Below are 13,422 nucleotides of genomic sequence, written 5' to 3'. Positions count from 1 at the left end.
CCGACACCACATTCTCGGGTGCATACGGTAGTGCTGCCCTCGGCAGCTAACACCGATAGCCAGCGAGGCCCAGTCTAAGCAAGGCCCCGCCGGCTACCGGAGTGATTTGCGATCGAAATGATCGCCGTGTTGCGAAACTCAGCGACGCAGGCCGAGACGCTCGATCAGCGAGCGGTAACGCGCGATGTCGACCTTCTGGACGTACTTGAGCAGACGACGACGGCGTCCGACCAGCAGCAGGAGGCCGCGGCGGGAGTGGTGGTCGTGCTTGTGCATCTTGAGGTGTTCAGTGAGATCGACGATGCGCTTGGTGAGCATGGCCACCTGCGCCTCCGGCGAACCGGTGTCGGTCTCGTGCAGGCCGTACTCGCTCAGAACCTGCTTCTTCTCTTCGGTGGTCAATGCCACTGGTTCACTCCTGGTGATGACGTTCGCGTGCAAGGATCGAAACTCGGCGCGGCCGCCGCGAACCGCAGCGCACGCCAGCGGACTACTTTACCAGCTGAAATGGGACAGCTTTACCGCACGTCCTCCGACGCCGCCAGGATCGCGCGCGCACGTTCGGCGTCCTTCCCCATCGCGACGATCAGGTCGTCGACGGAGTCGAACTTCTCCATCCCACGGAGGCGCTCGACGAGGTCCACGGCCACGTGCTGGCCGTACAGGTCGGCTTCCCGGTCGAGGACGAAGGCCTCCACCGTGCGCGTCCGCCCGGAGAACGTCGGATTGGTGCCCACCGACACGGCAGCCATGTACCGCTCGCCGGAAGTGACGGTGCCCAGGTCGACTCCGTGCCCGAGCACGGTGAACCAGGCGGCGTACACGCCGTCCGCGGGAATCGCGGCGTACATCGGCGGCGCGACATTCGCGGTCGGGTAGCCGAGCTGGCGGCCACGACCGTCCCCGTGGACGACGACACCCTCGACGCGGTGCGGGCGGCCGAGGGCCTCCGTCGCGGCGGCCATGTCGCCGGCGTCCACGCACGAACGGATGTAGGTGGACGAGAACGTGACCGCGTGCTCCGCGAGCAACGTCACACCGTCGACCGCAAACCCGAACCGGTCGCCGATCTGCCGCAGCAGGTCTACGTTGCCCGCGGCCTTCTTGCCGAACGTGAAGTTCTCACCGACGACGACGTCCGCCACATGCAGGCGCTCCACGAGGATCTCGTGGGCGTAGCGCTCCGGCGTCAGCTTCATGAACTCGGCGGTGAACGGCATGACGCAGAACACGTCGATGCCCAGCTCCTCCGCGAGCTCCGCCCTGCGGGCGAGCGTCGTGAGCTGGGCAGGATGACTGCCCGGACGAACCACTTCCATCGGATGAGGATCGAAAGTCATGAGCACGCTGGGTATTCCACGCGTGCGGGCAGCCGCCACCGCTCGACTGATCAATTGGGCGTGACCTCGGTGCACGCCATCGAATACGCCGATCGTGAGAACACAACGACCCCAGTCGGCAGGAACCTCGTCGAGACCACGCCATCTCAGCACGAGTGGCAGCCTACGGTGCCGCGCGCCGATGTTCATCTTCGGACCGGCTGTCCGGCGGTCCGGCGTGGCGGAGAACCGTCACGACCTCGCGGTTCGCGGTCGCCGGTGACGTCCCGCGGGGACGGATCAGGTGTGTCGATGTGTCTCGCGGGTAAGACTTGCCTAAGCTCGTTGTCGTGGCGGTGAACAAGAATGACCAGAGCGTGACCGAGGACTCGACCTCCGAGACCGGGGCGCTCTCGGCAGTGGCGCAGGACTACCTGAAGGTCATCTGGACCGTTCAGGAGTGGTCGCAGGAGCGGGTGTCCACGAAACTGCTCTCCGAGAAGATCGGGGTGTCGGCGTCCACCGTGTCGGAGGCCATCCGGAAACTGTCCGATCAGGGTCTCGTCGATCACGCCCGCTACGGGTCGATCGCCCTGACCGAAGCGGGGCGCGTCGCCGCCGTCGGAATGGTCCGCAGGCACCGCCTCATCGAGACGTACCTGGTGCACGAACTGGGATACGGCTGGGACGAGGTGCACGACGAGGCGGAGGTGCTCGAGCACGCCGTCTCGGATCTGATGATCTCCCGGATGGACGCCAAGCTCGGTCATCCCGAACGCGATCCGCACGGCGATCCGATTCCCGCGGTCGACGGGTCGGTGCCCACTCCCCCGGCACGTCAGCTCAGCGACTTCGTCGACGGCGAGAGCGGCCGCATCGCCCGCATCTCGGACTCCGACCCGGCCATGCTGCGGTACTTCGACTCTGTGGGTGTGGCACTGGACGTCACGGTGACGGTGCTGGAGCGACGCGACTACGCCGGCACCGTGTCGGTCCGGATCGGTGTCCAGGAAGACACCGTCGAGCTCGGAAACCCCGCAGCCCAAGCCATCTGGATGGTGTGAGCCGCTACCTCAGGGTCGCGGGACGGACCACCATCACCGAACTCGCCCGCTTCCCACGTTCCTGGAGCAGCGCGATCGTGTGCCCGCTCGGATCGATCGCGGCGTAGACGCCCTTCATGCCGATCGGCTCGAGCCAGCGGCCCTGACTGATCGCTTCGGCCTCGTCGGCGTCGATCTGCCGGTGCGGGAACGCGGTCTGCGCGGCGGAATCGATGTCGAGGCTCACGCCGGGCTCCTCGGCCAGCTGTTCCAGCGTGCGCGCGTGCTCGAGGGTGAACGGTCCCACCCGGGTCCGTCGCAGCGACGTGAGATGTCCGCCGACGCCGATCAACGCGATCCCCAGATCACGTGCGAGCGCCCGAACATAGGTTCCGGAGGAACATTCCACCTCGACGTCGAGGTCGACGAACGGGCCCTCGGTGCGCCTCGCGACCACGTCGAACCGGGACACCGTGACCGACCGGGGAGCGAGTTCGAACTCCTCACCGGCACGGATCAGTGCGTGCGCCCGCCGGCCGTCCACCTTGATGGCACTGACGCTCGACGGGATCTGCTGGATGTCCCCGGTGAGGGTGCGCACCTGCGCGGCGATCTCCTCGTCCCTCACGCCGGATGCATCCGCCGACGCGACGATCTCACCCTCCGCGTCGTCGGTGGTGGTGGCCTGCCCCAACCGGATCGTGGCCGTGTACGCCTTGGTGGTGAGCGCGAGAAGCCCCAGCAGCTTCGTCGCCCGCTCCACACCGAGCACCAGCACTCCCGTGGCCATCGGGTCCAGAGTGCCCGCGTGACCGACCTTTCGGGTGCCGAGCAGCTTGCGGCACCGGGCCACCACGTCGTGGCTGGTGACGCCCGCGTCCTTGTCGACGATGAGCAGTCCGGCGCCGACGAGACCGGAGGAAGGCTTTTCACGTGCAGACACGAGGCCCGATTCTGCCAGCCGCCGTCACGGCATCGAAATCAGTGCACCGCAATGGCGGTGATGATCAGGCCGTCGGACACCATCCACCGTCCGTCGAACGACGCAAGCGGTGGCCCAGCGACGGTCTCCCCGGAGATGAGCAGATCCGAATGGAACGTGCCGGTGCCGTCGCCGGACGCCTCGAACGTGATGTGCGCGTCCTCGAACCCGAGCCACCGGGCGGTGAGCGGGAACCACGCCTTGTACGTGGCTTCCTTCGCGCAGAACAGCAGCCTGTCCCGGTGCACCGGACCACCGGTGGCCGAGCGCCACCGGCCGGAGTCCGCCGCACCCGACAGCCAGTCGCGTTCGGCGGGCAGACTCACCGCCTCCAGCACACCGTCGGGCAACGCATCGTGCGGTTCGGCGTCGATGCCGACGGACCGCACCTGCATCGCGTAGCCGAGCGCCGCGCCGCGGTACCCGTCGCAGTGGGTGAGGCTCCCGACCACGCCGCGCGGCCACACCGGGGAACCCTTGTCGCCCCGCAGAACAGGGGCCTGGTCCACACCCAGCTTCGTCATCGCCAGGCGGGCGCAGTGCCGCGCGGTGGTGAATTCGCGTCGCCGCTTCTCCACCGCCCGCCCGATCAGCGCCTCCTCCTGCGGGTGCGGACGCAGCCCCGCCGGATCCTCGAACAGTTCCGAGGACACCACGCCGGCGGGCAGAATTCTCTCGATCACAGGGCCCCCCTCGCCCGCATCTTCTCCACTTCGGCTTCCTGTTCGGGAGTGACCTTGAAGTGGCCGCCCCACTTGTTCAGCGTTCCCGGCGGATACTCCGGCACCGGAAGGATCTGCCGCAGCAGGTTGTCCGGCAGTCCCCGCCGCTGCCACTCCCGCGGGTAGCCCAGCGACACCTCCTCGAACCGCACCCCGTCGTAGTAGGTGGTGCGCGGAATATGTAGATGCCCGTACACGGCGCAGACGGCGTTGTACCGGGTGTGCCAGTCCGCGGTCAGTTCGGTGCCGCACCACAGGGAGAACTCCGGGTACCACAGCACCTGCGTCGGCTGACGCACCAACGGGAAGTGGTTGATGAGAACGGTGCGGGTGCCGGCGGGCAGGGCATCCAGCCGGGCCTTCGTCGACTCGACGCGGGTGCGGCACCAGGCGTCCCGGGTTCCGTACGGTTCGCTCGACAGCAGGAACTCGTCCGTGGCCACCACGTTCTTCTCCCGCGCGATCGCGAGACCTTCCTCCTTGGTGGCGGCGCCGTCGGGCAGGAACGTGTAGTCGTACAGCAGGAACATCGGGACCAGCGTCACCGGGCCGTCCTCCGCCTCCCACACCGGGAACGGGTCCTCGGGCGTGATGACCCCGATCTCGCGGCACATGGTGACCAGGTAGTCGTAGCGGGCGGCGCCGTGGATCTGCACCGGGTCTTTCGCGGTCGTCCACAGTTCGTGGTTGCCCGGAACCCAGATGACCTGCGCGAAACGACTGCGCAGGAGTTTCAGCGCCCACCGGATGTCGTCGGTCTTCTCCGAGACGTCCCCGGCGACGATCAGCCAGTCCTCGGGCGAGTCCGGGTAGATGTCCTCGGTGATCGGGCGGTTACCCCGGTGCCCCACATGGGTGTCGCTCACCGCCATCAGTTTGGGTGCCACGTCAACCACCTTTCCGATCGTGCTCCGTCACCGGATTGCCGTCCGGTCCGTGCCGTTCCTGCAGGTCGGCCCCGACCACTGCCCAGCGGCCGGATCCGACCCGCCACACGACCGCGAGCATCCGAAGAATTAAGAACACCGTGAGTCCCGTCCAGATTCCCGCCAGGCCCCAGTCGTTCAGCATCGACAGCCAGATCAGCGGCAGAAACCCGGCCAGCGCGCAGGCCAGCGTCGCATTCCGGAGGAAGGCGACGTCCCCGGCCCCGAGCAGCACTCCGTCGAGGGCGAACACGACCCCGGCCACCGGCATGATCGCGACGAAGAACCACCACGCCACCGCCATCTCGTCGAGCACGGCCCGGTCGGACGTGAACAGTTCCGGGATCACGCCGTGCCCGAGGGCGAAGATCAGGGCGAGTCCTGTCGCGAAGATCGTGGACCATCGGGTGATGCGCCACGACAGTCGCGTGGCCCCGGCGGCGTGCCCGGCACCCAGTGCCGCACCGACGAGTGCCTGCGCGGCGATCGCCAGGGAATCGAGGGTGAGGGCCACGAGGTTCCACAGCTGCAGCACCACCTGGTGGGCAGCGACCGCGGCAGCGCCGAACCGGGACGCGACGGCGGCGGCGGAGAGGAAGCACGCCTGGAACGCCAGGCTCCGCAGGATCAGGTCACGGCCGAGCACCATCTGGGCGCGCATGACGTGCCATCGCGGGCGCAACGGCACCCGCTCCACCACGAGTGCCCCGACGAACAGACTCGCGGACACCGCCTGTCCGATCACGTTCGCGACCGCCGAACCCTCCAGTTCCAGCCGCGGGGCGCCCCACAATCCGTGCACCAGCACCGGGCAGGCCACGGCCGACACGACGAGGCCGGCGATCACGAAACGCAGGGGGCGCACCGTGTTCTGCACACCCCGCATCCAGCCGTTGCCTGCCATCGCGACGAGGATCAGCGGGGCACCGAACACCGCGATCCGCAACCAGCTCCCGGCCGCCGCCGCGATGTCGGAGCCACCCGCGATCGCCGACGTGACCGGGCGTCCGAACAGGTGGACCAGCGCGATCACCAGCGCGCCGATCCCCAGTGCCAGCCAGGTGGCCTGCACACCCTCCCGGACCGCGCCGCGCTCGTCCCCCGCCCCGTGCATGCGGGACGCGCGCGCCGTCGTGCCGTAGGACAGGAACGTCAGCTGCGTGCTGACCTGGGCGAGGATCAGGCCACCGACGGCAAGACCGGCGAGCGCCAGCGCACCCAGCCGGCCGACGACGGCGATGTCGAAGAGCAGGTAGATCGGCTCGGCGGCGAGAACACCGAGCGCGGGCAGCGCCAGCCCGAACACCGTCCGGGCGGTCGCGTCGCCCGTGACTTCCGAAACCTCAGCCAACGATTTCGGACCTCAGCCGAGCGATTCGACGAGCGAGGTCACGATCTCGTCCGCGGAGTTCACGGCCGTGTAGCCGGCGGCGAAGCGGTGACCACCGCCGCCGAGGTATCCGGCGACGATCGAGACGTCCACGTCGGATTTCGATCGCAGCGACACGGAATACGTGCCGTCCGCCGCCTCCTTGAGGACGGCCGCGACCTCGGCCTCGGACGTCGTCCGGACGATGTCGATGACGCTCTCGATCTCCTCCGAGCGGAGATCCCCGACGTAGGCCTGCCGGATGACGGCGTAGACGAGTCCACGCCCGCCTGCCGCCTCGGGAACGAGCGTCGCCGATCCCAGCACCGAGGACAGCATGGGCAGCCAGCCGAACGGGTGGGTGTCGAGAAGGCGCCGCGCGATGCGGGCACCGTCGATGCCGGTGGCGAGGAGCCTCTCCGCGAGAGTGTGGGTGCCGGGCTGCACCCAGCGGAAGGAACCGGTGTCCGTGACGAGTCCCGCGTACAGGCAGTGCGCGAGGTCGGCGTCGATGTCCACACCCCACACGTCGAACATCTGCGCCACGACAGCGGTCGTCGACTCCGCCGACTCGTCGATCAGGTTCATGCGACCGAACCGGGTGTTGGACCGGTGATGATCGATGACCAGGGTCTCCCCCGCGGTCGCGAGCCGGTCGGCGAGCTTGCCGAGACGTCCGGCGCTGCCGCAGTCGACGGTCACGAGCAGATCGACGTTGCGGCGCACCTGGTCCGCCGGCACCAGCAGATGGGTGCCCGGCAGTTCACGCATCGACTCCGGCAGTTCGTCGGGCGCGCCGAACGCGACCTGCACCGGAATCCCCTTGCGCTCGAGCACCAATGCCAGGGCGAGTCCACTGCCGATCGTGTCGGCATCGGGTTGGACGTGACACAGAATCGTCACCGACGTCGCGTTCTCGAGAACGGCGACCGCCTGCGGCAGAAACACCTCGTGACGATCGAGATCAGACAGGGACGTCTCCTGAGTGTGGGTCATGTCGGTTCGTGTCAGTCCGCCTGGCGGGAACGGGACGGCTCGTCGACTTCGGCGTCGTCCGCGTCCTCGACTCGGGGTTCCTTGTACGGATCGGGGTCGCCGGCCGGGGACGCGCCGGCAGCGACGCGCGCCACCTCGTCGTCGGCGGCGCGGGCGCGGGCGAGGAGTTCCTCCATGTGCCGTGCCGTGTCGGGGACCGTGTCCGCGACGAATGTCAGCGTCGGCGTGAACCGGACGCCGGTGCCTGCGCCCACCTTCGAGCGCAGAACGCCCTTCGCCTTCTCCAGTCCCGCAGCCGCGGACACGAGGTCCGGTTCGGACTCGAGGTCGGCGCCCATCACGGTGTAGTAGACGGTGGCGTCGTGAAGGTCGGCCGTCACCTTGGTGTCGGTGATCGTGACGAACGCCAGGCGAGGGTCCTTGATTTCGTGGTCGATCGCCGTCGCGACGATCGTGCCGATGCGCTTGGCGAGTTTTCGTGCCCGGGCGGGATCCACCATGACAATCAGACTCCTCTCCCTGGCCGGTCGATAACTTGTGAAGTTGCGGGTGTAGCTGTAGTTCATTCTGCACGCCGGGCCGCGGACGCGGCGGGCGGGCAGGGCGCTCCGAGTCAGTCCTCGGGGCCGAAAATCCTTCGCCGGACCGCAAGGAGTTGCAGTTCCGGCATCCCGGCGACGTGCCGTTCGCACGTGTCGAGCACCTCGTGTACGTGATCGACCGCCGAACTCGCCATCGTGACGCCGAGCATCGACCGGCGGTACCGATCCTGTTCTCCGGTCTCCGCCGCCGAGACGCCGTAGCGTCGCAGCTCCGCCAGAACCGGTTTGACCATTGCACGCTTCTCTTTCAGAGATCGCACGTCACCGAGCAAGATGTCGAGCTCGAGCGCACCGACGTACAAGCTTTCCTCCTTCGGGGAGACGTGCGCTCCCCCGGCCGATCGACTCGGCCGGGGAAGCGCACGCCGGATGACGCTGCCACGTCACCCCAAACGAATGGCGACTAGTCGCGCGGCTTTTCCCGAAGCTCGTAGGCCTCGATGACGTCACCGACCTTGATGTCGGAGTAGGTGAGCGTCAAACCGCACTCGTAACCCTCGCGTACCTCGACGGCGTCCTCCTTCTCCCGCTTCAGCGAGGAGATGGTGACGGTCTCGGCGACAACCGTGTTGTCACGCAGCAGCCGGGCCTTCGCATTGCGACGGATGGTACCCGAGGTGACGAGGCAACCGGCAATGTTGCCGACCTTGGACGAACGGAACATCGCACGGATCTCCGCCTTGCCCAGCTCGACCTCTTCGTAGATCGGCTTGAGCATGCCCTTGAGAGCCTTCTCGACCTCGTCGATGGCCTGGTAGATCACCGAGTAGTACCGGATGTCGACGCCCTCGCGGTTCGCCAACTCGGTCGCCTTGCCCTCGGCGCGCACGTTGAACCCGATGATGATCGCGTTCGACGCAGCGGCCAGGTTGACGTTGGTCTCGGTGACGCCACCGACACCACGGTCGATGACCCGCAACTGCACCTCGTCGTCGATCTCGATGCCGTGCAGGGCCTCTTCCAGGGCCTCCACGGTTCCCGAGTTGTCGCCCTTGAGGATGAGGTTGAGCTGCGACGTCTCCTTGAGAGCCGAATCCAGGTCCTCGAGGCTGATGCGCTTGCGGCTCTTCGCGGCCAGTGCGTTGCGCTTCCGCGCATTGCGCCGGTCGGCGATCTGACGGGCGATGCGGTCCTCGTCGACCACGAGCAGGTTGTCGCCTGCACCGGGGACCGACGTGAAGCCGACCACCTGGACGGGACGCGAGGGCATGGCCTCGAGCACGTCGTCGCCGTGCTCGTCGACCATGCGGCGCACACGTCCGTATGCGTCGCCGGCCACGATCGAGTCGCCGACCCGCAGCGTTCCGCGCTGGATGAGCACGGTCGCGACGGGGCCGCGTCCACGGTCGAGGTGCGCCTCGATGGCGACACCCTGAGCGTCCATGTCCGGGTTGGCCCGCAGGTCCAGGGCAGCATCCGCCGTCAACAGCACCGCTTCGAGCAGTGCGTCGATGTTGGTGCCCTGCTTCGCCGAGATGTCGACGAACATGGTGTCTCCGCCGTATTCCTCGGCGACCAGTCCGTACTCGGTGAGCTGCTGCCGGATCTTGTCCGGGTTCGCGCCTTCCTTGTCGATCTTGTTCACCGCGACCACGATCGGCACGTCGGCCGCCTGGGCGTGGTTGATCGCTTCCACCGTCTGCGGCATGACGCCGTCGTCGGCGGCGACGACCAGGATCGCGAGGTCGGTGGCCTTGGCACCGCGGGCACGCATGGCCGTGAAGGCCTCGTGACCGGGGGTGTCGATGAACGTCACGAGACGCTCGTTGCCGTCGAGCTCGGTCAGCACCTGGTAGGCACCGATGTGCTGCGTGATGCCGCCGGCCTCGCCCTCACGGACGTTGGCCTTGCGGATCGTGTCGAGCAGTCGGGTCTTACCGTGGTCGACGTGGCCCATGACGGTGACCACCGGCGGGCGGGACTCGAGGTCCTCCTCGCCGCCTTCGTCCTCGCCGTAGGTGAGGTCGAAGCTGTCGAGCAGCTCGCGGTCCTCGTCCTCCGGGCTGACGACCTGGACGACGTAGTTCATCTCGCCGCCGAGCAGTTCCAGCGTCTCGTCGTTGACCGACTGGGTCGCCGTCACCATCTCGCCGAGGTTGAACAGCGCCTGCACCAACGCTGCGGGGTTCGCGTCGATCTTCTCCGCGAAGTCGGACAGGGAAGCACCGCGGGCGAGGCGAATGGTCTCGCCGTTGCCACGGGGCAACCGCACGCCGCCGACGGCGGGCGCCTGCATGGAATCGTATTCCTGGCGCTTCTGACGCTTCGACTTGCGACCACGACGCGGGGCGCCGCCGGGACGACCGAAGGCACCTGCTGCCGCACCGCGCTGACCGGGGCGTCCGCCGCCACCGGGACGACCGCGGAAACCACCTGCGGGTGCTCCGCCACCGGGCGCGCCTGCGCCGGCACCGGGGGCTCCGCCGCCGCGGTATCCACCGCCGCCGCCACCGGGACGACCGCCGGGGGCGCCACCGGGACGTCCGGGACGACCGCCGGGGGCGGGACGTGCCGAACGAGCGGGCATCGCGCCCGGGTTCGGGCGAGGAGGCATCGAGCCGGGGCTCGGACGGGGACCGCCCTGACCCGGTGCCGGACGGGGACCGCCCTGACCGGGAGCCGGACGAGGTCCACCCTGACCGGGAGCCGGACGGGGACCGCCCTGACCCGGTGCCGGACGAGGTCCACCCTGACCGGGAGCCGGACGGGGTGCACCCGGGCGCGGCGCGCCGGGAGCCGGACGGGGTGCCGGACGCTCGGCGGGAGCCGAGGAGTACGGGTTGTTGCCGACGCGCGGAGGCTTCGGGCCCGGACGGGGTCCCCCGGGCTTGGCGCCCGTGGACGGGGCCGCGGGGGTGCTCGCCGCCGCCGGAGCGGCCGGGGCTGCGGGTGCGGCCGGAGCCGGGGCAGCCGGGGTGGGGCGACCGGGCTTGGGAGCGTTGGACGCCGGTGCGGCCGGGGTGGCTGTACTCGCTGCGGGTGCGGCCGGTGCCGGGGCCTGAGCCGCGGGGGTGGCCGCGGGGGCTGCTGCAGCGGGTGCGGCCGGAGCCGGGGCTGCCGGCTTGGGGCCGGGACGAGGTCCGCCCGGCTTGGCCGAGGTCGCGGGGGTGCTCGGCGCGGGCGCGCCGGGCTTCGCAGCCGGACGGGCTGCGGAATCTGCCGATTTCGCCGACGGGAACGACTCCCGCAGACGCCGGGCGACGGGCGCCTCCACCGTGGAGGACGCCGACTTCACGAACTCGCCCTGCTCCTTGAGCGTTGCGAGTAGTTCTTTACTTGTGACACCGAGTTCTTTAGCCAACTCGTGCACGCGGGCCTTGCCTGCCACTGCTCTCCTCACTGATGAGGTCGAGCAGGAGGCTCCCCTGAGAGGGGCCCGCACGACCTCGGGTTATCTCCGATGGACGATCATCGCTGGTGCTTCACGGTGTGCTCATGAGTGCTTGTGCCTGTTCTGTTCGAGAGGTACTGCTCTGGGTGGGTGCCCTGCGCGTACCCAGTGGTCGACTTCTGACGTGTCGACACTTCCGGACACTCGCAGCGCTCTGCCGAATGCTCGGCGTCGTTCCGCGAGACTCAGGCAAACCTCGACGGGGTGCAGCCACGCACCTCGACCGGGAAGCCTGCGCCTCGGGTCCGGGGCGAGAACATGACCTTGCGGCCCGCTCTCACCAACCACAACCCTGAGCAGATCGACAGCCAGCGCGCGCTCCCTACATCCTATGCATGTTCGGACCGGCGAACCGGCATTGACGCGCGCAGAAACGGGGTGCTCATGCTGAACCATTGACCACTCTACCGCCGACTTGCCCCGATCTCCGCATTCCCGGCTCAACGAGTGGTCGCGGCGGGTCCGCCTGCCGACTCCGGAGCGGGTGCGGCGTCGCTGCGGATGTCGATTCGCCACCCGGTCAAGCGCGCAGCAAGACGGGCATTTTGCCCCTCCTTGCCGATGGCGAGGGACAGCTGGAAGTCGGGGACGACGACACGCGCGGCCCGGGCCTCGGGATCCACGACAGTGACGGACACCACTTTCGACGGTGACAGCGCGTTGCCGACGAAGCGGGCCGGGTCCTCGTCGAAGTCGATGATGTCGATCTTCTCGCCGGCGAGCTCACTCATCACGTTGCGCACGCGCTGGCCCATCGGCCCGATGCACGCACCCTTCGCGTTCAGTCCCTGCACCCTCGACTGGACGGCGATCTTCGACCGGTGGCCGGCCTCGCGGGCGACGGCGATGATCTCGACCGAGCCGTCCGCGATCTCCGGAACCTCGAGCGCGAACAGTTTGCGGACGAGATTCGGGTGGGTGCGCGACAGCGTGATCTGCGGTCCGCGCTGCCCGCGGGCGACACCGACGACGTAGCACTTGAGCCGCTCGCCGTGCTCGTAGTTCTCGCCGGGCACCTGCTCGGCGGGCGGGATCAGGCCCTCGGCACCGCTGGCCTCGCTGCCGATCCGCACCACGACCATCCCGCGCGAGTTCGCGCGGGTGTCGCGCTGGATCACGCCGCCGACGATCTCACCCTCGTGGGTGGAGTACTCGCCGAAGCTCCGCTCGTGCTCGGCGTCGCGCAGCCGCTGCAGGATGACCTGTCGGGCGGTGGTCGCGGCGATCCGGCCGAACCCTTCCGGGGTGTCGTCCCACTCCTCGCCGACCATGTTGCCGTCGGAGTCGACGTCGTGCGCCATCACCCGAACGATGCCGCTCTTGGTGTCGACGTCGATCCGGGCGTGCTGCTGATGCCCCTCGGTGTGCCGGTAGGCAGTGAGCAGTGCCGTCTGGATGGTCGAGATGACCGTTTCGATCGAGATGCCCTTGTCGGCCTCGATGGCGCGCAGCGCCGCAATGTCGATATTCACTTGTCCAACCCCTCTACTACTTCTTCATCTTCCGACGCGTCTGCGTCCGCAGGTGCCACGCGACCCTCGGGAATTCCGCCGGCGAGTTCCAGCTCTCTCGGGTCGGGTTTCGAGAATTCCACCTGCACAACAGCTTTCTGGATGTCCGCGAGCGCGATGCGCCGAACGTCCGGACCGGTGCGCGAGCCGATCACCACCGCGACCGAGTCGCCGTCGAGGGCTCCGATCCGGCCGACGACGGTCTCGTGCGCGAGGTCGATACGGGCCTTGCGGCCGCGGGCCCGCCGCCAGTGCCGCTCGTGCGTGAGCGGCCGGTCGATGCCGGGAGACGTGACCTCGAGGGTGTACGGGGACTCCCCGAAATCGGACACCGAATCGAAGACCTCGGAGATCTCGTGACTGAGGTTCGCGACCGCGTCGAGTTCGAGTCCGGCGTCGCTGTCCACCATGATCCGGACCGCGCTGTGCTTACCCGCGAGCGTGACGGCAACGTCCTCCACGTCGTAGCCCTGGCGTTGCACCAGATCGGAGATGAGCTCCGTCACCCTCTCCTTGGATGGAACCGGCATCGGGGAAGCTCCTCGTTTCAGTTGTCGCTCG

14 protein-coding genes are annotated in these 13,422 nt (G+C 68.4%); 1 reads left to right on the top strand and 13 read right to left on the bottom strand.

From position 1 onward, the window contains the following. Nucleotides 1–138 precede the first annotated feature (138 nt). Together rpsO and ROP_RS33230 are read right to left on the bottom strand one after the other, a co-directional pair. Nucleotides 139–408: a 30S ribosomal protein S15 gene (gene rpsO, locus ROP_RS33235; protein ID WP_015890377.1), complete on the bottom strand. Its 270-nt coding sequence runs from the start codon at nucleotides 406–408 to the stop codon at nucleotides 139–141. Nucleotides 409–518: 110 nt separating this feature from the next. Beyond that, on the bottom strand, nucleotides 519–1,493 hold the full coding sequence (locus ROP_RS33230; RefSeq protein WP_025432373.1) for a bifunctional riboflavin kinase/FAD synthetase: 975 nt from the start codon (nucleotides 1,491–1,493) through the stop codon (nucleotides 519–521). 176 nt (nucleotides 1,494–1,669) lie between these two features. On the opposite strand from ROP_RS33230, the gene ROP_RS33225 reads away from it, so the two are divergent. Beyond that, complete coding sequence (locus tag ROP_RS33225) at nucleotides 1,670–2,383, top strand: metal-dependent transcriptional regulator (protein WP_043825860.1); 714 nt, start codon at nucleotides 1,670–1,672, stop codon at nucleotides 2,381–2,383. Nucleotides 2,384–2,387: 4 nt separating this feature from the next. Here ROP_RS33225 and truB read toward each other — a convergent pair whose 3' ends face one another. The 11 genes from truB to rimP all read right to left on the bottom strand — a co-directional run bounded on the left by truB (nucleotide 2,388) and on the right by rimP (nucleotide 13,391). Next, nucleotides 2,388–3,305: a tRNA pseudouridine(55) synthase TruB gene (gene truB, locus ROP_RS33220; RefSeq protein WP_015890375.1), complete on the bottom strand. Its 918-nt coding sequence runs from the start codon at nucleotides 3,303–3,305 to the stop codon at nucleotides 2,388–2,390. Between the two features lie 38 nt (nucleotides 3,306–3,343). Then, a complete protein-coding gene (npt, locus tag ROP_RS33215) occupies nucleotides 3,344–4,027 on the bottom strand; it encodes a 4'-phosphopantetheinyl transferase Npt (RefSeq protein WP_015890374.1) in 684 nt (227 codons plus the stop codon). Continuing rightward, nucleotides 4,024–4,953, bottom strand: coding sequence for a metallophosphoesterase family protein (locus ROP_RS33210; protein ID WP_043825856.1), 930 nt, complete (start codon nucleotides 4,951–4,953; stop codon nucleotides 4,024–4,026). The genes npt and ROP_RS33210 overlap by 4 nt, the downstream gene beginning before the upstream one ends. Before the next feature lies 1 nt (nucleotide 4,954). Then, nucleotides 4,955–6,343 (bottom strand): MATE family efflux transporter, encoded by a 1,389-nt coding sequence (locus tag ROP_RS33205; protein ID WP_015890372.1) that lies wholly within the window; start codon nucleotides 6,341–6,343, stop codon nucleotides 4,955–4,957. 12 nt (nucleotides 6,344–6,355) lie between these two features. Continuing rightward, the gene (locus ROP_RS33200) at nucleotides 6,356–7,357 is read right to left on the bottom strand and encodes a DHH family phosphoesterase (protein ID WP_015890371.1); all 1,002 of its coding nucleotides are present in this window, start codon (nucleotides 7,355–7,357) and stop codon (nucleotides 6,356–6,358) included. An 11-nt stretch (nucleotides 7,358–7,368) separates the two neighbouring features. Further along, nucleotides 7,369–7,857 (bottom strand): 30S ribosome-binding factor RbfA, encoded by a 489-nt coding sequence (rbfA, locus tag ROP_RS33195; RefSeq protein WP_015890370.1) that lies wholly within the window; start codon nucleotides 7,855–7,857, stop codon nucleotides 7,369–7,371. A gap of 113 nt (nucleotides 7,858–7,970) precedes the next feature. Further along, complete coding sequence (locus ROP_RS33190) at nucleotides 7,971–8,261, bottom strand: DUF503 domain-containing protein (protein WP_015890369.1); 291 nt, start codon at nucleotides 8,259–8,261, stop codon at nucleotides 7,971–7,973. Between the two features lie 101 nt (nucleotides 8,262–8,362). Continuing rightward, entirely contained in the window at nucleotides 8,363–11,287 is a 2,925-nt protein-coding gene (gene infB / locus ROP_RS41640; protein ID WP_015890368.1) for a translation initiation factor IF-2, read from the bottom strand. A gap of 105 nt (nucleotides 11,288–11,392) precedes the next feature. Further along, nucleotides 11,393–11,746 (bottom strand): YlxR family protein, encoded by a 354-nt coding sequence (locus tag ROP_RS41635; RefSeq protein ID WP_015890367.1) that lies wholly within the window; start codon nucleotides 11,744–11,746, stop codon nucleotides 11,393–11,395. 44 nt (nucleotides 11,747–11,790) lie between these two features. Then, nucleotides 11,791–12,822: a transcription termination factor NusA gene (nusA, locus tag ROP_RS33180; RefSeq protein ID WP_015890366.1), complete on the bottom strand. Its 1,032-nt coding sequence runs from the start codon at nucleotides 12,820–12,822 to the stop codon at nucleotides 11,791–11,793. Next, nucleotides 12,819–13,391, bottom strand: a complete 573-nt coding sequence (rimP, locus tag ROP_RS33175; protein ID WP_015890365.1) for a ribosome maturation factor RimP — start codon at nucleotides 13,389–13,391, stop codon at nucleotides 12,819–12,821. Before rimP ends, nusA begins: the two co-directional genes overlap by 4 nt. Nucleotides 13,392–13,422 lie beyond the last annotated feature (31 nt).

Origin of the sequence: Rhodococcus opacus B4 (assembly GCF_000010805.1) — a bacterium.
Taxonomy (GTDB): domain Bacteria; phylum Actinomycetota; class Actinomycetes; order Mycobacteriales; family Mycobacteriaceae; genus Rhodococcus_F; species Rhodococcus_F opacus_C.
The sequence above is the reverse complement of the archived record's forward strand: the minus strand, read 5'-3'. Positions and strand labels throughout refer to the sequence as shown.